This window comes from Collinsella sp. AM41-2BH (assembly GCF_003468085.1).
GTDB lineage: Bacteria > Actinomycetota > Coriobacteriia > Coriobacteriales > Coriobacteriaceae > Collinsella.
Window position 1 is genome coordinate 27217 of the sequence record NZ_QSGH01000017.1, and the last position, 17848, is coordinate 45064.

A 17848-nucleotide genomic window follows, 5' to 3' on the forward strand; every position below is an offset into this window, starting at 1 on the left:
CGAAAGGCTTCCATGAATCCCAGGACTAAATCTCAGGACATTCGCGACTTGAGCCAAAACGATATTCGCGAGCTCGTGGCCGAACTTGGCCAGCCCGCCTTCCGCGCGAAGCAGCTCATCGAATGGGTCTTTGAGAAGAACGTTTGTTCGTTTGACGATATGACCAACCTTCCCAAGGCTTTCCGCGAGCAGCTTAAAGAGGCTTTTGCCTTTGATACGCCGACTGAACTCACCAAGCAGGTTTCCAAAGATGGCTCGCGCAAGTATCTGCTCGAGTACCACGATGGCATTTCCGTCGAGACTGTCGGCATGCCCCGTCGTAACAAGCTTTCCGTCTGCGTTTCCACCCAGGCAGGCTGCGGCATGGGCTGCGCCTTTTGCGCCACCGGTCTCAACGGCCTCAAGCGCTCTCTGACCGCTCAAGAGATCGTCGACCAGGTGCTTCATGTATCCAACGACTTTGGCGAGCGTGCCACAAGTGTTGTCTTCATGGGCCAGGGCGAGCCGTTTGCCAACTACGACGAGGTTCTCAAGGCACTGCGTATCCTCAACGACCCCGATGGCATCGGTATCGGCGCTCGTCACCTCACCGTCTCTACCAGCGGCGTTATTCCCGGTATTCGCAAATTTGCCGATATCCCCGAGCAGTTCACTCTTGCCGTTTCCCTGCATTCCGCCATCCAGTCGACGCGCAATAAGCTCATGCCCGGTGTTAAGAAGTACACGCTGCTTCGCCTTCACGAAGCGCTTCAGCTCTACACCGAGAAGACTGGCCGCCGCCCGACCTATGAGTATGCCATGATCGAAGGCGTCAACGACACGAATCCCGAGATGCAGGCACTCTGCGACTTCTGCGAGGGAACGCTGTGCCACGTTAACCTGATTCAACTTAACGACATCGAGGGCAGCCCGCTCAAGCCGTCGCCGATTCATAAGGTTGAGGATCTTCAGCGTCGTCTTGAGTCCCGTGGCATCGAGACCACGATTCGTAACTCCCGTGGTAACGATATTGACGCCGCTTGCGGACAGCTGAAACAGCGCTTCAAAGTTCAGAAGAACGCATAGGGGAGTCGCACCCCAAAACGTTTCATGTGAAACATCGAACGACCCCGGTTGCAGAATATGCAACCGGGGTCGTTTCATTTATCGACCTCAATTTTGGATCAGTTGCAACCTTTCCCATTTTTACTGCCAAAATAGGGGGTCCTTGTCTCGTGAATCAGACAAGGACCCCTCAAAATATGCAGGGTAATTGTTAGGTACCTAATAGCCTACATTTTCCCATTGGTTGCTAACCCAACCTTGATTAATCTTGGGATTCTTCGTTACCTGAGCAGTGCGCATGGCAACATCTTCTGTCATAACATCCATTTTCTTCTTGGAAGTATCGACAATATCTTGCGCGCCACGAAGCAAACGACCTCGAAGTTCATCGTCTGTCGCGATCTTATAGCCAGCAAAGGCACCAGCCGCGACAGTCGTCACCAATGCAATCGCAGTTAAAATCTTATTCCCCATCTTGGCCTCCTTGATCAAACTGAATCATTTCACCAAGAATACGAGAGAGCTCTTCCTCGTCTTTAAACTCAATCTCAATCTTATTCTTTCCACGCGAGCTCTTCACGCGTACGTTGGTATTAAATATCTGACGAAGTACACGCGCAGCCTTTTTAAAAGACTGAGGCGTTGCAGGCCTCGGCGTCTTAGGCGTTTCTCCGGCAGAAAACAATGGAGCAAGATTTTCTGTCGCTCTTACGGAAAGGCCCTCTGCAACAACCTTCTCTGCAAGTCGAATTCGCGCGTCCTCATAGGGAACTGCAAGAATCGCACGTGCGTGACCAGCAGTAAGTTTACCCTCAAAAATCATCTGCTGAACTACTTCGGGGAGATCGAGAAGGCGCAGCGAGTTTGTAATTGCAGAGCGTGACTTGCTTACGGCCTTCGACAACGCCTCCTGGGTCATACCGCTAGCATCGATGAGCTGGCGATAGCCCTTAGCCTCTTCGACGGGATTCAGATCAGAACGCTGAAGATTTTCGATAAGAGCAAGGGCCAGCATCTCTTCATCATTAACATCTTTAATGATGACAGGCAGTTCCTCAAGACCAGCAAGCTTTGACGCCTGGTAACGACGCTCACCAGCGATGATCTCATAGCCGTTTCCATGCTTGCGAACCAAGAGCGGCTGCAAAACGCCATGTTCTTGGATTGACTCGCTCAACTCGCGAAGTTCAGTTTCATTAAAGTGAATTCGCGGTTGATTAGGGTTGGGAACGATATCCTCAATAGGTAGTTTTGTTTCAGATGCGGCATTTGAAGCAGATGCAGCAGAACCACCGGTCTCATACTCAGCCTCTGAGACCAAAGCATTGAGTCCGCGTCCCAATCCACCACGTTTCTTTACACTAGGCACGCTTGATCACCTCTTTTGCAAGGTTCATATACGCTTTTGCACCCTTATTTTGAGGTGCATAGGTAATTACCGGTTCTCCAAAAGACGGAGCTTCAGAGATTTTAACCGTACGGGGAATCAGCGTCTTAAACACCTTATCGCCAAAGTACGATTGAACTTCCTCAACAACCTGATTCGACAAAGAAGTACGTGAGTCATACATGGTCATAAGCACGCCATAGGTGTCTAAGCCCTTGTTCAGACGTGATTTGACCATCTTCATTGACTCAAGCAGCTTCGTAACGCCCTCGAGTGCGTAATACTCACACTGGATTGGAATCAAAACGCTATCTGCTGCGGTCAAGGCATTGATAGTAAGCAGGCCGAGCGAAGGAGGACAGTCAATGAAAATAAAATCGAACTCGTCCTGAATCGGCTCAAGCAAATCTTTGAGGCGGGTTTCACGAGCAATTGCGCTTACGAGCTCAATTTCGGCACCTGCAAGCTGAATCGTAGCTGGAATTACGAATACCTTTTTGCAATTTGTATCAAGAACAAGCGATTCTGCCGGCACATCATTCAACAATGCATCATAGATGCAGTGATCAAGGTCTTCTTTTTCAATTCCAAATCCACTGGTGCTGTTTCCCTGCGGATCAAAGTCGACAATCAGTGTCTTACGACCCTGCTCACCCAGTGCTGCTGCAAGGTTTACAGTCGTCGTTGACTTACCGACGCCGCCTTTTTGATTGATGATTGCAATGATACGCGTGTCTTTTGCGCTCTTAGAACGCTTAACGTCGCGAAATCCCACGGTCCCTCCTGGTGTGTATTAAAGCTGTCAAACGGAGGATGTTTCACGTGAAACATTCCGATTCGATATCAACCGCCATGTTTCACGTGAAACACTGCAAGTTGTTAGTATCCATTATGTTTCACGTGAAACATCTAGGCAAGCGGATTCTTCTTAGCCATGCCATTTGCACGAGGCAATGAAACGGATGCTGGATGACTCTTCTTAAAAACAATAAACTCCCTGTGGCCCAAGCCCTCAGGCAAATCGATTGCGTTATTCAGAAGCAAAGTGAAGCCGCAAATCTTAGCTGCTGACATACCGGAAGCAAGCTCCTCATCGGAAGGATTGCCCTTGGTGATAACAAATAGACCTCCATCCTTGAGGAACGGAGCCGCATACTCAACAAGAATCGGTAGAGGGGCAAGTGCGCGGGCGGTTACGACAGAAAACTGCTTCTTATGGCTTCGAGCATATTCTTCAAGGCGATCATGAATCGCATGAGCATGTTTCAACCCAAGAGTATGAACAAAAGAATTGACGGCATCAACCTTCTTACCAACAGAGTCAATATAAGTAGTTTTACGATGCGTGGCTATGGTTAACGGAATACCAGGGAAGCCCGCACCTGTCCCCATATCGAGCAGAGCTCCCTCTGGAGCCTTATTGATATAGGGGAGCAAAACAAGTGAGTCGAGGATATGAAGTACCGCAGCATCTTCTACGTTAAGAATACGGGTGAGATTAGTTGTCTTATTTGTTTCCAGAACCAAATCCAAATGCTGAATACATTTCCTCAGCTCAACATCAGATACGCTCAAGGAATACTCTTTGCAATAGGAAGTTAGACGACTCAACATCTCGTCAGCCTGCTGATCAGTAAGTACTAACAACGAAAGCTCCTTTCTGACAAAAATCAGTGTATCGAGAACTTTTGACAAAAAAAAGGGGACGTGGAAACCACGTCCCCTTAGCATAAGCTCGAGAAGATTATCGAGCAACAATCACCACATGGCGATCAGGGTCAGAACCCTCAGAATGAGTATCGACGGCATCATTGCCACGAAGTGCAATGTGAACCAGTCGACGCTCGTAGGCATTCATGGGCGGAAGCGAAACACTCTTATGAGTGCGGATGGCACGCTCGGCAGCAGACTGAGCCATGGAAGCAACCTTGTCCTGACGGCGACTCTTGTATCCCTCTACGTCCACTACAACCGGATACCTAAAGCCAAGTTTGCGGCTCACCAGCAAAGAGAACATAACCTGAAGGGCATCAAGGGTGCGACCATGACGGCCAATGAGAACAGCAAGGTCGGGAGCCGTTACATCCAAAATCAGCTCACCCTCGTCGCCCTCATACTCATCGATAGGAGAGTTGGCGGCATCGAAGTGCGAAAGGATGGAACGCAGGATGGAAATCGCAACATCGGCAATGGTGTCGAGCTCCTCATCGGTCAGCTCTTCACCAGCCTTGTAGCGCTGTGCAATCTCGGGATAATCGCCCGCGACCTGCGGGGCAACCTCCTCAAGCATATCCTCGATGATCTCTTCAGACATAACGTACTCCAAAAGTTAGGTACCTAAATAAGATTGATATCCCGACTACTTCTTCTTGTGCGGGCGCGGCTTCTTCTCGCGACGGGTAACCTCGACCTGCAGCGGAGCGTTCTTGAGGCGCTCCTCCTCATCGGCCTTAGCCTTGTCGATAACCTTCTGCGTCACAAAAATCTGCTGGATAACCTGCCAAGCAGACGAGACGTCGTAGTACAGCAGAACACCAACGGGAAGGCTCCAGCCCATCCAAAGCATCATGACCGTCATGACAACGGCCATCATACGCATGCTCTGGGCCTGCTGGCCGGTCTGGTTGCGCGACATATAGAGCTGCGGAATCAGGGTCAGGACGGCAAACAGGATCAGGCAGACCAGCGCAGGCAGTGCAACCATAAAGCCATCGGCAAAGGAAGCGCTCGGCGTGGTGGTCAGGTCGGGCAGGATGTTGAAGAACGAGAACGTGCCCTCGTTAAAGTACTGCGGCAGGTTACGAAGCAGCGTAAACAGGGCAAACAGGATAGGCATCTGAATCAGAAGCGGCAGACAACCAGCCATGGGGTTGAACTTGTTCTCGCTGTAGAACTTCTGCATCTCCTCGGCCTGACGCTGGGGATCGTCGGCATAGCGCTCCTGGATCTCGAGCATCTTGGGCTGCAGCACCTGCATGCGAGCCGTCGACTTGGTCGACTTGAGCATAAGCGGCGTCAGCAGCAGACGGATGATGACCACCAGGATGATGATGGACAGGCCCCAGTCGACCGCAAAGGTCTGGATGAGCTTGAGCAGCTCGAAAAGGATGTTAACGATCCAATCCCACATGTAAGTTTTCCTCCGATAGCGAGTGCCCGCTAGGGCACAGGGTCATAACCGCCGACGTGCAGGGGATTGCAGCGAGCGATGCGCCTCACGGCAAGCCAGCAGCCTCTCAAAACACCGTACTTCTCAATCGCCTGGATGGCGTATTGCGAGCACGTTGGGTAATAAATGCAGGCGTCAGGCAATAAGGGCGAAATAACCTGTTGATATATGCGAATAGGAGCGATGGCAACACGTCGCAAAACGTGGTTGCTCATCGCTCCTCCCCGGCAACGCCGGCGCGTTTCATAAGCGAACGCAATGCCTTGTCCATCTCCTGCGGCGAGGAATCCCTCGTCTTGGGAGTTGCGAACAAGATGATGTCATAACCCGCAACGGGAAATCCGCAGCTGCGGGCGGCCTCGCGCATCACACGCTTAGAACGGTTGCGCACGACAGCACAACCGAGCCGTTTAGCACCAACGAAGGCGACCCTTCCGGAGTCGCCTTCGCCAACCGATTCACATATGGTCATTCGAATCAGAGGGTGATTGAAACGACGCCCCTGACTGAACACATGCTCGAAATCTTGCCGAGACTTAATAGTCTTCATGCGAGATGTGTGTATCGCTGCTAGACAGTGAGACGCTTGCGGCCCTTGGCGCGACGACGGGCGAGCACGGCACGACCACCCTTAGTGGCCATACGGGCACGGAAGCCATGGGTCTTGGCACGCTTACGCTTATTAGGCTGATACGTACGCTTCATCTTAAGTTCCTCCTGCTGCATTTCGAGTGTCCGCGGGGGCGCGGACGCAGATATAGACACGTGAGCTTGAAGATTGTAGGGAAATCAATGTTCAAATGTCAAGAAATCAAAGGTAAAAGGTTGCGCAGTTCACACGGTTCCCCCATAAGCCAAGCTCGATTTAGCGGTACATGGCAACTTTTCACGATATTTCATCCAGTTTTCAACAGGTCATGTTGGCAATGTTGAGAACTTTTCGCCCGTTTTCCAAAGTTTTCAACAGGTTTTGAAAAGTTGTCGAAAGATGAGAAACATTGCACAGTGAGCTACTATTTGTTCAAAACCTTTTGAAAGATTGCGAGCGGCATGTCTGACGACTTTTACACCATGGTCGATTCCGGAGACCCGGCACCCGACAACGAGCACATCACCGGCGTGCGCGAAGAGCGTGAGGAAGGCGAGCAGACGACCACGCAGGCGCCAAAAGCCATGTACGCCGCACGAATCGCCGTCTATGACGACATGCTGTCGACACCGCGTGTGATCGTCATTGAGCCGCAAGATGTCCGCACGTATTTGGAAGAGACGACCAACACCGTCTACCAGTGTATGAAAGAGCAAGGTGGCCATATCTCGCTCATGGTCATCCGCGAGATTGTCGAAAACTTTATCCACGCACACTTTGCCGAGCCCATCATCTCGATTCTGGACGGCGGAGACACCATCCGCTTTGCCGATCAAGGACCCGGCATCGACGACAAGGAACGCGCTTTCGACTTTGGCGTTACCAGCGCAAACAGCAAGATGAAGCGCTATATCCGTGGAACCGGAGCAGGGTTTCCCATGGTGCAGGAGTATTTGGAAAACGCCGGCGGTGCCGTATCCATCGAGGACAACATGGGCAACGGAACCGTGGTTACGGTAAGCCTGAACCCTAAACGCGTGCAGGAAATCGAGCGTGCCGGCGGACGCGGTGCTGCCGTGCGGCCCGAGACGGAGCAGCCCACATATCCCCTGCCGAGAGCTTTTGCGCAGCAGCCCATGGCAACGCAGCAGATGCAGCCCCCCGTGGGGCAGATGCAGCAGCCCGGAATGCTTCCTACACAAGAGCCCCAGGCGGCATCGATGTCGATGCCGCCAAGCATGCAAGAAGCCATGCCACTGGCGGCTCAGGACACAGCCGCAATGCAGCAGGCGACGGGGGCACCGGGTGGCCAGCAAATGGGCTATCAGCCGTACCAACAGGGATATCCATATCAGCAGATGCCACCACTGGGGTATAGCCAGCAGTTCCCGCAGCAGTACCAGCAGGGATATCAGCAGCCGTACCAGCAGATGCCGCAGCAGCAGTACAACCCCTGGGCCCAGCAGATGACTCCGCAGCCTTACCAACAGTGGCCTCAAAGTTTTCAACAGCAAATGCCGCCGATGCAGAGTTCTCAACAACCAGCAGCTCAAATGATGTATCCTAATGCAGCAAATCAGTATGCGCAGCCACAACCGGACGTGTTCGTAAGCGATCGCGGCAACGCCGCGCTGGGCTATCTGGCGCAAAATCAAGCGTGCGGTGCTACCGATCTGGCGAGGGCGTTTGGAAACTCGGCACCCACTTGGTCACGCACGCTCAATGACTTGGCGCAGGCCGGCTTGGTCATCAAGCATGGCCAGAAATACCATCTGACCGAACTCGGCGCCGCTCGCGTGCGAGCTCAGAGCTAAAGAACGGGAGAGACAGTGGACGAGGAAGCAAGCATCATCCTGGGGGATGCCATCGCCTTTTGCCAGCGCGACGGCCAAGATGCACGCCTCATCAACATGCTGGGGCAATCGCGCGCCATAAGCCTGACCGAAGATACGCTCACGATCGAGGCCCCCTCGCGCTTTGCCATCGCGCAGCTCAAAAAGCATCAGCCGACTATTGAGGCCTATCTGGAAGAAATCGCCTTTGCACCGATTGCGCTCGACATCGTGGCACCGCAAGGAGCCGTGGCGGAATCCGCTGCTGCGACGGCGCCCGCCGCGGCTCCCGCTGCCTCCCCGGCGGTGCCGGCCTCCGCAGGCGACGTGCCGACAATCGAGCACCAGCACGGCGATGTTTCCCGTGAAACCATGGCACCGTTGCCGACCGCGGCGGCGACGTCAACGAACGCACCCGTCACGCACATGCCTATCGCTCACGACGCAGCGGCGGGCGCGGATTCGGGCATTGCAATCAAGAACACGCTCTCGGCCGATGATTTTCGTCGCATGATGAACCAGATGAAGGGCGGAGCGCCGACTAAGTCCACGCAAGCTGCGACCCCCGCTTCACCCATGCCGGCACCGACCGTACCGGCCGAGCAGAATGCGGATGGAGCCCCGCTCGCCGCGAACTCAAAATTTACCTTTGAGAACTTTGTCTACGGCCCCGAGAACAGCCATGCCTATCGCTCGGCACTCAAGTTTGCCGCCCTCGCGGACGAGCGTGGCACGTGCACATCACTGTTCATCTACGGCAAATCGGGCCTGGGCAAGACGCACCTGCTGCTTGCCATCAAAAACGAGCTCGCCGAGAAGTCGCCCGAGATCAAGGTCAAGTATGCCAACTCCCAGGCATATCTGGACGACCTGATGACCGAGTTCGACCGCCAAAAGAAGAGCAACGCCCCTATCATGCAGGCATACCACGGCGTGGACGTGCTCATCATCGATGACATCCAAAACATCATCGGCAAGCGCGCGAGCGTGGACTACTTTTTCCAGCTCATGGACGAGTTCATCCGCAACAACAAGAAGGTCGTCATCGCGGCAGACCGCGCCCCCAAGGACCTGAGCATGGACGAGCGTCTGACCAGCCGCTTCAACGCCGGCATGCTCTGCCTGGTCGCAGAGCCCAGCTACGAGATGAAATACAAGATCTTGCAGCGCTATTACGAGAACACCATCGTCGCCGCTCCCGAGGCAGGCGACGACTCGCTGCTGGCGGCCTATGGGGGCGACAGCGGGCACCTGACCGACGACCACTTTAAACACATGGCCGAGGTCTCGGGCACCAACATCCGCGAACTCGAGAGCTTTTGCGAGCGCTGCGCCGGCGAGGCGGGCGACCGCGAGCGCGAGGGCGGGGAGCTCACCTTTGACGATATCGACGCCATCGCCAGCCAGTACTTCGACACATCGGCCAAAAAGATCAACGTCCAGACGGTTCAGTCCGTCATCGAAGAGCAGTACGGCGTGACGCACGAGGAGCTCATCGGCCCGCGTCGCAACGCCAATATCGCCAAAGCACGCCATATTGCCATCTATCTGGCCATCGAGATGTGCGAGATGACGACCACGGCGGTGGGCGCCGAATTTGGCAACCGCAACCACTCGACCGTCAGCACGAGCTACAAAAAGGTCCAGAAGATGATCCAGGAAGACCGCACCGTCACCGAAGACCTCAAGTCGCTGCGCGATAAAATTACACTGCGCTCGTAGGGAAATAGAGACACCTGTTGAAAACTTGTCGAAACCACGGGCATAAGGTGTCTAAAACCCAACCCGCGGTGATGAAAAGTTTTGCGCAGGTTTTGAACGTGGAAAACCACCCCTGTTGCACACAGGTTGCTGTCGATTCTCTTTCTGGGTCTGACCTGCGTCTTTGGGAGTAATCAACAGTTTCATCAGTGCTATTACTATTATTAAGATATTTATATCTATAGAAAGGTATTAAAAGATGAAGTTCACCGTCAGCCAGAGCTCGCTTACACAAGCCATCGGCGTCGTTATGAAGGGTGTCGCTTCGGCATCCACCCTCCCCATCCTGTCGGGCGTGCTCGTTAAGGCCCAAGACGGCATCTTGGAATTCCAGACCTCTAACTACACCATCTCGATCCGTCATCGCATCGCGGCGCATGTCGAAGAAGAGGGCGAGATGGTTATTCCCTGTAAGATGCTCTCCAATATCACCAAGACCCTCCCCGATGCCCCGGTTACCTTTGAGCTGTCCGAGCGCCAGGTGCTGATTGGTTGCGAGAAGAGCTCTTTCCGCCTGAACACGCTCGATGCCAATGACTTCCCCGAGTTTCCGGCCTATGCCATCGAGAGTGCCGTGGAGCTGCCGACCGATGTCTTGTCCGAAATGGTCGGCCGCGTGTGGCGCGTCACCTCGACCGACAAGGCTCGCCCCATCCTGGGCGGCGTGCACATGAAGGTCGAGAACAACACCGTACGCCTGGTAGCGACCGATTCCTTCCGCTTGGCCGTGTGCGATACGCAGGTCGAGACCTCGACCCTCGAGGGCTCCTTTGAGCTCAACGTTCCGGCTGACGCCTTTAACGACGCGCTGAACATCATGGCCAGCCAAGCGACCATCATGATCGGGGCTACCGACACCCAGGTCGTCTTCGAGGCCGGCAACACCACCTACGTGTCGCGTCGCATCGAGGGCGTGTACCCCAACTACAAGCAGCTCATCCCCGATTCGTGCGTGACGAGCGTCAAGATCGACGTCGCCGCCTTTAACGCCGCCCTCAAGCGCGTGGCCGTTATCGCGAGCGCCAACCCCGCCGTCAAGTTCGAGATCGATGTCGAGAACGGGCAGATGGGCCTGTCCTCCATTTCCAACGACCAGGACCTTGCGCAGGAGACGATCGATGTCGAGGCCGAGGGCGAGTCGGGTACCATCGCCTTCAACTACCACTACATCTTCGGCTGCCTCAATGCCCTGTCCAAGGAGAAGGAGATCACGCTGGAGCTCAAGAGCTACTCGCAGGCGGGCATCTTCAAGTCCTACGACAAGATCAACTACCTGTACCTGGTCATGCCGGTCCGCATCTAGCGCTGCGCCATGACCATGTTCGCCCGCGATCTTTCCGTCGCGCACTACCGCAGCTTCGATAGCTATCACCTTGCCCTGGACGAGGGCGTGACGATACTTGCGGGACCCAACGCGGCGGGAAAGACCAATCTCATAGAGGCGCTGCAGCTGCTGACGAGCGGCGCCTCGTTTAGGCATCCGACCGCAGCCGAGCTCGTCCATGACGGCGTGGGCTCGTGCAAGATCGAGCTGAGGCTCGAGGGCGACGGCCGCGTGCTTGATATGGGATTGAGCGCGGAGGACGGTAAGCGCTCGTTTAGCCGCAACGGCAAGAGATGCTCTGCCGCCGGTGTGCGCGGGGTTCTTCCGAGCGTGCTGTTTTGCCCCGACCATCTGGACATGGTTAAGCGTGGCGCCAGTGTGCGCCGCGCCGCCCTCGATGACTTTGGCATGCAACTGAGCGCACGCTATGCCGATCTTGCGAGCACCTATGGGCGCTGCGTGACCCAGCGTAACGCCTTGCTCAAGGAGACCTGGTGCTGCCGCGAGATGCTCGGCGCGTGGAACGATTCGATTGCCCGCGCGGGCTCGGCCCTGCTCGTGCACCGGTTGGCCCTGCTCGACCGGCTGGCGGGCCATGTGCACACTGCCTACGGGCAAGTAGCGTCAGGTGAGGCCGCCAACGTGACCTATGCGTCCACGCTGGGGGCTTTGCCCCAGGTCGAGGATCGCGAAGAGCTGAAGGGTTGGGCGTACGAGCGCATGCTGGCCGCCCTTGACGAGCATGCCGACGAGGAAATTCGCCGCGGCGTGACGTTGGTGGGACCGCATCGCGACGAGATTGAGTTTACCGTGGCGGGTCGCTCCGCCCGTTCATTTGCCAGCCAAGGACAGCAGCGCACGCTGGTGCTGTCCTGGAAGGTGGCCGAGGTTGCCGTGGCTCGCGATGTCCTGGGCACCGCCCCACTGCTGCTTTTGGACGACGTGATGAGCGAGCTCGACGGCGAGCGTCGCGGCGCTTTCCTGCGGCTGATCGGCGATGATATCCAGACGGTCATAACCACGACCAACCTGGGGTACTTTACCGATGACCTGCTTGATCGAGCCAAGGTGGTGAGCATGGGTGAGACGTGCTAATTACGAGCGCGAGAGCGAGACAGTCGCCTTCAGCGGGTTTTTGAACGCAGAGCGCCAGCGCATCCTGGCGGCTGCAACGCCTAAGCGCCGTGCGCAGATGGAGGCCGCCGAGGAGTCGCGCACGGTCTATCGCGCATGGAACGCGGTGTGCTCGGGCACGCGCGAGGGGCGGCATGTGACGGGACTGCGCTACCTGCCCGAGTCCAATGAGCTGCTGGTGTATCTCGACTCGCCCTCGTGGACGCAGGAAATGACGCTGTTGCGCGAGATCATCCGCGCGCGCATGGAGCGCGCCGGTGCGCATGTGGACGGCCTGGTGTTCAAAACCACCGCGCCCGGTCACACGCCGCCCGCCGCCAAGGAGCGCCTGCGCCCGGCGACGACCGAGCGCCCGCCGGCCCCGCACGCCGACCTAAGTGAGGCCGAGTGCACCGAGATCGAGCGCCAGGTGGCGCCCATCGAAGACCAAAAACTGCGCGAGGCCCTCGAGAATGCCATGAGAGCCAGTGCCGAGTGGGCCAAGGGCGTGCAAAGCAAAAAAGAGCCTTAAATCGCATCTGGTGGCCTTGTAGAGCCAAATACCCTCGGTCCCGAGGGTATTTTTTTACGATAAACTAGTAAGGCTGTACACATTTTCTTGACTGAAGGAGGACGTGTGGCAAACGAAAACGATTACGATGGCGGCGAGATTAAGATTCTCGAAGGTCTCGAGGCCGTTCGTAAGCGCCCGGGCATGTATATCGGCTCGACGAGCGCCAGCGGTCTGCATCACCTGGTGTGGGAGATCGTTGACAACTCCGTCGACGAGGCCATGGCCGGTTTCTGCACCGAGATCCAGGTGACGGTCCACGCCGACAACTCCATCACGGTCGTCGACAACGGGCGCGGCATCCCCGTCGACGAGCACCCTGTTAAAAAGATCCCGACGCTCGAGGTCGTTATGACGATCTTGCACGCCGGCGGTAAGTTCGATAACTCGGCCTATAAGGTCTCGGGCGGCCTGCACGGCGTAGGCATCTCCGTCGTCAACGCACTGTCCAAGCGCGTGGTCGTTCAGGTTCGTCGCGATGGCAACACCTACGAGATGGAGTTCTCGCGCGGCAAGACCGTCAAGAAGATGGAGGTCGTGGGCACCTCGGATTCGACGGGTACCACCGTCACCTTCTGGCCCGACGACGAGATCTTCGAGACCTGCATCTACGATTTCGATACGCTGCACAACCGTCTGCAGGAGACGGCGTTCCTCAATAAGAACCTCAAGATCGTGCTGACCGACGAGCGCGAGGCGACTCCCCACGTGGAGGAGTTTTGCTACGAGGGCGGCATCATCGACTTCGTCAAGTTCCTCAACGAGGGCAAGGACGTCCCCGAGGCCTTTAAGGAGCCCATCTACATCGAGGGCAAATCGGACCCGGACGCTCCCGTGGCCAAGATGGGCGAGGTCGAGGTTTCCCTGCAGTGGAATAGCGGCTACGGCGAGAACGTCATGTCGTTTGCCAACGACATCTACACTCCCGAGGGCGGCATGCACCTTGAGGGCTTCCGCACCGCGCTCACCCGCGTGATCAACGACTACGCGCGCAAACAGAACCTGCTCAAGGAAAAAGACGCCAACCTGACCGGCGACGATGTGCGCGAGGGCCTTTCGGCCGTTATCTCGGTCAAGCTGCCCGATCCGCAGTTTGAGGGGCAGACCAAGGCCAAGCTCGGTAGCTCCTATATGCGCGCGCTCACGCTCAAGATCGTGACCGACGGCCTCGCCGATTACTTGGAGGAGCATCCCAAGCCCGCCCGCGAGATCGTCAAGAAGGCGCAACAGGCCTGCAAGGCGCGCAACGCCGCCCGCAAGGCGCGCGAGGCGACCCGCCGCAAGAGCCTGCTCGAGACGGCGTCCCTGCCCGGTAAGCTCGCTGACTGCTCGGTGCGCGATGCCGAGCTGACCGAGCTCTTCATCGTAGAGGGCGACTCGGCAGGCGGTTCGGCCAAGGACGGCCGTCGCCGAGACATCCAGGCGATTCTGCCCCTGCGCGGCAAGATTCTGAACGTCGAACGCGTTGGTGACCATCGCGCGTTCTCGAGTGACACCATCCAGTCGCTGATTACCGCGATCGGCTGCGGCGTCACGACGAGTGCCGGCGACGGCGGCGACTTCGATATCACCAAGGCGCGCTACCACAAGATCATCATCATGACCGATGCAGACGTCGACGGTGCGCATATCCGCATCCTGCTGCTGACGTTCTTCTACAAGTACATGCGTCCGCTGATCGATGCCGGCTACGTCTATGTTGCCTGCCCGCCCATCTTTGGCATTAAGGTGCGCAACAAGATCCACTACGTGTATCCCAACGGCCGCCAGCCCGAAGACGAGATCCTGCGCGACACCATCCAGAGTCTGGGCCTGAACCCCGACGACAACGACGAGGACGGCAAGGCCAAGGACGGCAAGATCACCAAGAAGCGGAAGGGCTATACCGTCCAGCGCTACAAGGGCCTGGGCGAGATGGACCCCAAGCAGCTCGCCTCGACGACGATGGATCCCAAGACCCGCATCCTGCAGCGCGTGTCGATCGAGGATGCCGTGGTGGCAGACCGCGCCGTGCGCGAGCTGATGGGTTCCGAGGTCGGCTATCGCCGCGAGTACATCGAAAAACACGCGCACGACGCGCGCTTCTTAGACGCCTAACCTGTTCGGCTTTCCCAGCCACCGCACCTTCGCCCTCAATCGTCGGTCGCGTACCCAAGTACGCTTCCCTCCTCTTTCGAGCGAATCTGCGGCACCTGGAAAAGCCGTCTCCGTGGCAGGATGATTAATGGACCACGCAAACCATGAGGAGGTAACGTGGCAGACGATATCAACAATAACGAGGGTATGGGCGAGGCCGGCGATGCCGGCATGCCCGACGATCTGAAGCGCCTGCTTGCCCGTGCTGAGCAGGGCGAGGACGGCGATCCGGACGCTTATAACCCCGATGCCGATGATGATGAGGAAGAAGACGACGACGGCGAGCTCGAGGAGAGCTTTGGCGAAGTCGACCGTGGCGCCTCGGCCGGCGAGGATATCAATGGCGGCCAGCTCCAGATTTCGGAGTTCGGCCGTGAGATGAAACAGTCGTTCATCGAGTATTCGATGTCGGTCATCACGGCGCGCGCCCTGCCGGACGTGCGCGACGGCCTAAAGCCGGTTCACCGCCGCATTCTGTACGCGATGAACGAGAGCGGCATCTACCCCAACCGTCCGCACAAGAAGTCGGCCTGGACGGTCGGCGAAGTTATCGGCAAGTACCATCCGCATGGTGACTTCGCGGTCTACGAGGCAATGGTTCGCCTGGCGCAGTGGTTCTCCATGCGCACGCCGCTCATCGACGGCCACGGCAACTTCGGCAACATCGACGGCGACGGCGCCGCTGCCATGCGTTACACCGAGAGCCGCCTGGCAAAGCCCGCCATGGAGCTGCTGCGTGACCTGCAGAAGGATACCGTCGACTGGCAGCCCAACTACGACGAATCGCTCGCCGAGCCTCAGGCGCTGCCTGCGCGCTTCCCCAACCTGCTGGTCAACGGCAGCCAGGGCATCGCCGTCGGCATGGCCACCAATATCGCCCCGCATAACCTCACCGAGGCGATCGAGGCAACCTGCTACCTGATCGATAATCCCGACGCCACTGTCGACGAGCTCATGCAGATCATGCCCGGTCCGGACTTCCCCACCGGCGCCATCATCATGGGCAGCGCCGGCATTAATCAGAGCTACGAGACCGGCCGCGGCTCCATTACCGTGCGCGCCAAGGCCCACGTGGAATCCACCAAGACCGGCCGCAACCGCCTGGTCTTTACCGAGATTCCCTACATGGTCAACAAGGGCACCCTGCAGGAGAAGATCGCCCAGCTCGTCAACGACAAGCGCATCGAGGGCATCTCGGACATGCGCGATGAGTCCAACCAGAAGGGTATCCGTCTGGTCATCGAACTCAAGAAGGGCGTCATCCCGCAGGTCGTGCTCAACAACCTGTACAAGTACACCTCGCTGCAGACGACCTTTGGCGCCAACAACCTGGCGCTTGTCAACGGCGTTCCCAAATGCCTGAGCCTGCGCGAGATGCTGCAGCACTACATCGACCACCAGGTCGACGTCGTCACCCGCCGCACCCGCTTCGACCTTAAGAAGGCCCAGGCCCGCGCGCATATCCTTGAGGGCTACCTGATGGCCCTTGACCATATCGACGAGGTCATCAGCATCATCCGCTCCTCGCAGACTGATTCCGAGGCCAGCAGCCGCCTGATCGAGCGCTTTGGCTTTACGCCCGAGCAGACCACGGCCATCCTCGAGATGAAGCTGCGCCGCCTGACCGGCCTGGAGCGCGACAAGATTCAGGAAGAGCTGGACGGCTTGCGCCGCGCCATCGCCTACTACGAGGACCTGCTGGCGCACGAGGAGAAGATCCTGGGCGTCATTAAGGAAGAGATGCGCGAGATCTCCAAGAAGTTCGGCGATAAGCGCCGCACCGAGATCAGCCATGTCGAGAAGGACCTGGACGTCGAGGACCTCATTGCCGATGAGGACATGGTCGTGACCATCACCCACACCGGCTATGTCAAGCGCATCCCGGTGGCCGCCTACCGCGCCCAGAAGCGCGGCGGCAAGGGCGTGTCGGGCGTCAACCTCAAAGAGGACGACGTCATCGACGAGATGTTCATCGCGTCCACGCACGAGTACGTGCTGTTCTTCTCGAGCAAGGGTAAGGTCTATCGCCTGAAGGTGCACGAGCTGCCGGTGGGTACGCGCCAGGCGCGCGGTACCGCAATCGTCAACCTGCTGCCCTTCGAGGAGGGCGAGAAGATCGCGAGCGTCATCAGCTGCCGCGAGTTCCCTGCCGACGAGTACCTGATGTTTGCCACCAAGAGCGGCATGGTCAAGAAGACCGTAATGAGCGCATATGACCGCAGCCGCCGCGACGGCCTGATCGCTATCAACCTGCGTGACGACGACGCGCTGCTGAACGTGCGCCGCGTGCGCGAGGGCGACAAGATTATCCTGGCCACCACCGCGGGCAAGGCGATCATGTTCTCCGAGGAGCAGGTGCGCGCCACCGGCCGCGATACTAGCGGCGTTCGCGGTATCGGTATGAAGGACGGCGTGAGCGTTCTGGGCATGGAAGTCACTAACGGCAACGGCGATCTATTCGTCATCACCGAGCGCGGCTACGGCAAGCGCACGCCGGTCGCGGACTACCCGGAGCAGAATCGCGGCGGCCAGGGCGTCTACACCATCCAAATGACCGAGCGTAAGGGCAACCTCGCGGCCATGAAGACGGTGGGCCCGCAGCACGAGTTGTTCATCGTGACGGAGGGCGCGACGGTCATTCGCGTCAAGACCGATGAGATTAGCCAGACTGGCCGCGCTACCCAGGGCGTCAAGATGATGACCGTCGACGACAACGACCGCATCTGCGCCGTAGCCCGCATGACAGCCGCCAAGGAGAAGCCCGAAGGCGAAGGCGCCGAGGCCGCAACCGACGTCGAAGAGGCCCCAGTCGACCTAGGCGACGGCAACGACATGCCAGAGGATCTCCTAGACGAGTAAGAGGCCCTAGCTGGTAAAAATCATCAGACCCCTTACATCGGCGGTCGGCGCACTGCGCGCCGA

General features: G+C 57.4%; 17 protein-coding genes. 8 read left to right on the forward strand and 9 right to left on the reverse strand.

Annotated features, from left to right (window positions below):
- The first annotated feature begins 12 nt into the window (after nucleotides 1-12).
- Nucleotides 13-1065 carry a 23S rRNA (adenine(2503)-C(2))-methyltransferase RlmN gene (gene rlmN, locus DW899_RS08515; RefSeq protein WP_055251319.1) on the forward strand — a complete coding sequence of 351 codons (1053 nt, stop codon included), beginning with the start codon at nucleotides 13-15 and terminating at the stop codon, nucleotides 1063-1065.
- A gap of 198 nt (nucleotides 1066-1263) precedes the next feature.
- On the opposite strand, the gene DW899_RS08520 is transcribed toward rlmN, so the two are convergent.
- The 9 genes from DW899_RS08520 to rpmH form a co-directional block, all read right to left on the reverse strand.
- Nucleotides 1264-1518: a hypothetical protein gene (locus DW899_RS08520; RefSeq protein ID WP_117800662.1), complete on the reverse strand. Its 255-nt coding sequence runs from the start codon at nucleotides 1516-1518 to the stop codon at nucleotides 1264-1266.
- On the reverse strand, nucleotides 1508-2413 hold the full coding sequence (locus tag DW899_RS08525; protein ID WP_199570302.1) for a ParB/RepB/Spo0J family partition protein: 906 nt from the start codon (nucleotides 2411-2413) through the stop codon (nucleotides 1508-1510). The genes DW899_RS08520 and DW899_RS08525 overlap by 11 nt, the downstream gene beginning before the upstream one ends.
- Nucleotides 2406-3206, reverse strand: a complete 801-nt coding sequence (locus DW899_RS08530; RefSeq protein ID WP_117800664.1) for a ParA family protein — start codon at nucleotides 3204-3206, stop codon at nucleotides 2406-2408. Before DW899_RS08530 ends, DW899_RS08525 begins: the two co-directional genes overlap by 8 nt.
- A gap of 134 nt (nucleotides 3207-3340) precedes the next feature.
- Nucleotides 3341-4006 carry a 16S rRNA (guanine(527)-N(7))-methyltransferase RsmG gene (gene rsmG, locus DW899_RS08535; RefSeq protein WP_233539948.1) on the reverse strand — a complete coding sequence of 222 codons (666 nt, stop codon included), beginning with the start codon at nucleotides 4004-4006 and terminating at the stop codon, nucleotides 3341-3343.
- 169 nt (nucleotides 4007-4175) lie between these two features.
- On the reverse strand, nucleotides 4176-4745 hold the full coding sequence (locus tag DW899_RS08540) for a R3H domain-containing nucleic acid-binding protein (protein ID WP_022093802.1): 570 nt from the start codon (nucleotides 4743-4745) through the stop codon (nucleotides 4176-4178).
- Nucleotides 4746-4790: 45 nt separating this feature from the next.
- Nucleotides 4791-5561 (reverse strand): YidC/Oxa1 family membrane protein insertase, encoded by a 771-nt coding sequence (locus DW899_RS08545; RefSeq protein ID WP_117584025.1) that lies wholly within the window; start codon nucleotides 5559-5561, stop codon nucleotides 4791-4793.
- 29 nt (nucleotides 5562-5590) lie between these two features.
- On the reverse strand, nucleotides 5591-5815 hold the full coding sequence (yidD, locus tag DW899_RS08550; protein ID WP_117584026.1) for a membrane protein insertion efficiency factor YidD: 225 nt from the start codon (nucleotides 5813-5815) through the stop codon (nucleotides 5591-5593).
- Nucleotides 5812-6150, reverse strand: coding sequence for a ribonuclease P protein component (gene rnpA / locus DW899_RS08555; protein ID WP_117766363.1), 339 nt, complete (start codon nucleotides 6148-6150; stop codon nucleotides 5812-5814). The genes yidD and rnpA overlap by 4 nt, the downstream gene beginning before the upstream one ends.
- Nucleotides 6151-6170: 20 nt before the next feature.
- Nucleotides 6171-6305: a 50S ribosomal protein L34 gene (gene rpmH, locus DW899_RS08560; RefSeq protein WP_019127408.1), complete on the reverse strand. Its 135-nt coding sequence runs from the start codon at nucleotides 6303-6305 to the stop codon at nucleotides 6171-6173.
- A 345-nt stretch (nucleotides 6306-6650) separates the two neighbouring features.
- Between rpmH and DW899_RS08565 the strand changes: the two genes are divergently transcribed.
- The 7 genes from DW899_RS08565 (at nucleotide 6651) to gyrA (ending at nucleotide 17785) form a co-directional block, all read left to right on the forward strand.
- Nucleotides 6651-8003: an ATP-binding protein gene (locus DW899_RS08565; protein ID WP_117800666.1), complete on the forward strand. Its 1353-nt coding sequence runs from the start codon at nucleotides 6651-6653 to the stop codon at nucleotides 8001-8003.
- Between the two features lie 15 nt (nucleotides 8004-8018).
- Nucleotides 8019-9743, forward strand: coding sequence for a DnaA ATPase domain-containing protein (locus tag DW899_RS08570; protein WP_117800667.1), 1725 nt, complete (start codon nucleotides 8019-8021; stop codon nucleotides 9741-9743).
- Nucleotides 9744-9981: 238 nt separating this feature from the next.
- A complete protein-coding gene (gene dnaN, locus DW899_RS08575) occupies nucleotides 9982-11085 on the forward strand; it encodes a DNA polymerase III subunit beta (protein ID WP_099432409.1) in 1104 nt (367 codons plus the stop codon).
- Nucleotides 11086-11094: 9 nt separating this feature from the next.
- Entirely contained in the window at nucleotides 11095-12201 is a 1107-nt protein-coding gene (locus DW899_RS08580; RefSeq protein WP_117584031.1) for a DNA replication/repair protein RecF, read from the forward strand.
- Nucleotides 12188-12751 (forward strand): DciA family protein, encoded by a 564-nt coding sequence (locus tag DW899_RS08585; protein ID WP_117584032.1) that lies wholly within the window; start codon nucleotides 12188-12190, stop codon nucleotides 12749-12751. The genes DW899_RS08580 and DW899_RS08585 overlap by 14 nt, the downstream gene beginning before the upstream one ends.
- A 105-nt stretch (nucleotides 12752-12856) precedes the next feature.
- Nucleotides 12857-14887 (forward strand): DNA topoisomerase (ATP-hydrolyzing) subunit B, encoded by a 2031-nt coding sequence (gyrB, locus tag DW899_RS08590; protein WP_117769723.1) that lies wholly within the window; start codon nucleotides 12857-12859, stop codon nucleotides 14885-14887.
- Nucleotides 14888-15073: 186 nt separating this feature from the next.
- On the forward strand, nucleotides 15074-17785 hold the full coding sequence (gene gyrA / locus DW899_RS08595; RefSeq protein WP_199570304.1) for a DNA gyrase subunit A: 2712 nt from the start codon (nucleotides 15074-15076) through the stop codon (nucleotides 17783-17785).
- Nucleotides 17786-17848 lie beyond the last annotated feature (63 nt).

Bases quoted from the DNA above. Each gene is read 5' to 3' on its own strand.
- rlmN (WP_055251319.1), top strand. From the start codon at position 13: ATGAATCCCAGGACTAAATCTCAGGACATTCGCGACTTGAGCCAAAAC.
- DW899_RS08520 (WP_117800662.1), bottom strand. From the start codon at position 1,518: ATGGGGAATAAGATTTTAACTGCGATTGCATTGGTGACGACTGTCGCG.
- DW899_RS08540 (WP_022093802.1), bottom strand. From the start codon at position 4,745: ATGTCTGAAGAGATCATCGAGGATATGCTTGAGGAGGTTGCCCCGCAG.
- DW899_RS08545 (WP_117584025.1), bottom strand. From the start codon at position 5,561: ATGTGGGATTGGATCGTTAACATCCTTTTCGAGCTGCTCAAGCTCATC.
- yidD (WP_117584026.1), bottom strand. From the start codon at position 5,815: ATGAGCAACCACGTTTTGCGACGTGTTGCCATCGCTCCTATTCGCATA.
- rnpA (WP_117766363.1), bottom strand. From the start codon at position 6,150: ATGAAGACTATTAAGTCTCGGCAAGATTTCGAGCATGTGTTCAGTCAG.
- rpmH (WP_019127408.1), bottom strand. From the start codon at position 6,305: ATGAAGCGTACGTATCAGCCTAATAAGCGTAAGCGTGCCAAGACCCAT.
- DW899_RS08565 (WP_117800666.1), top strand. From the start codon at position 6,651: ATGTCTGACGACTTTTACACCATGGTCGATTCCGGAGACCCGGCACCC.
- dnaN (WP_099432409.1), top strand. From the start codon at position 9,982: ATGAAGTTCACCGTCAGCCAGAGCTCGCTTACACAAGCCATCGGCGTC.
- DW899_RS08580 (WP_117584031.1), top strand. From the start codon at position 11,095: ATGACCATGTTCGCCCGCGATCTTTCCGTCGCGCACTACCGCAGCTTC.
- gyrA (WP_199570304.1), top strand. From the start codon at position 15,074: ATGGGCGAGGCCGGCGATGCCGGCATGCCCGACGATCTGAAGCGCCTG.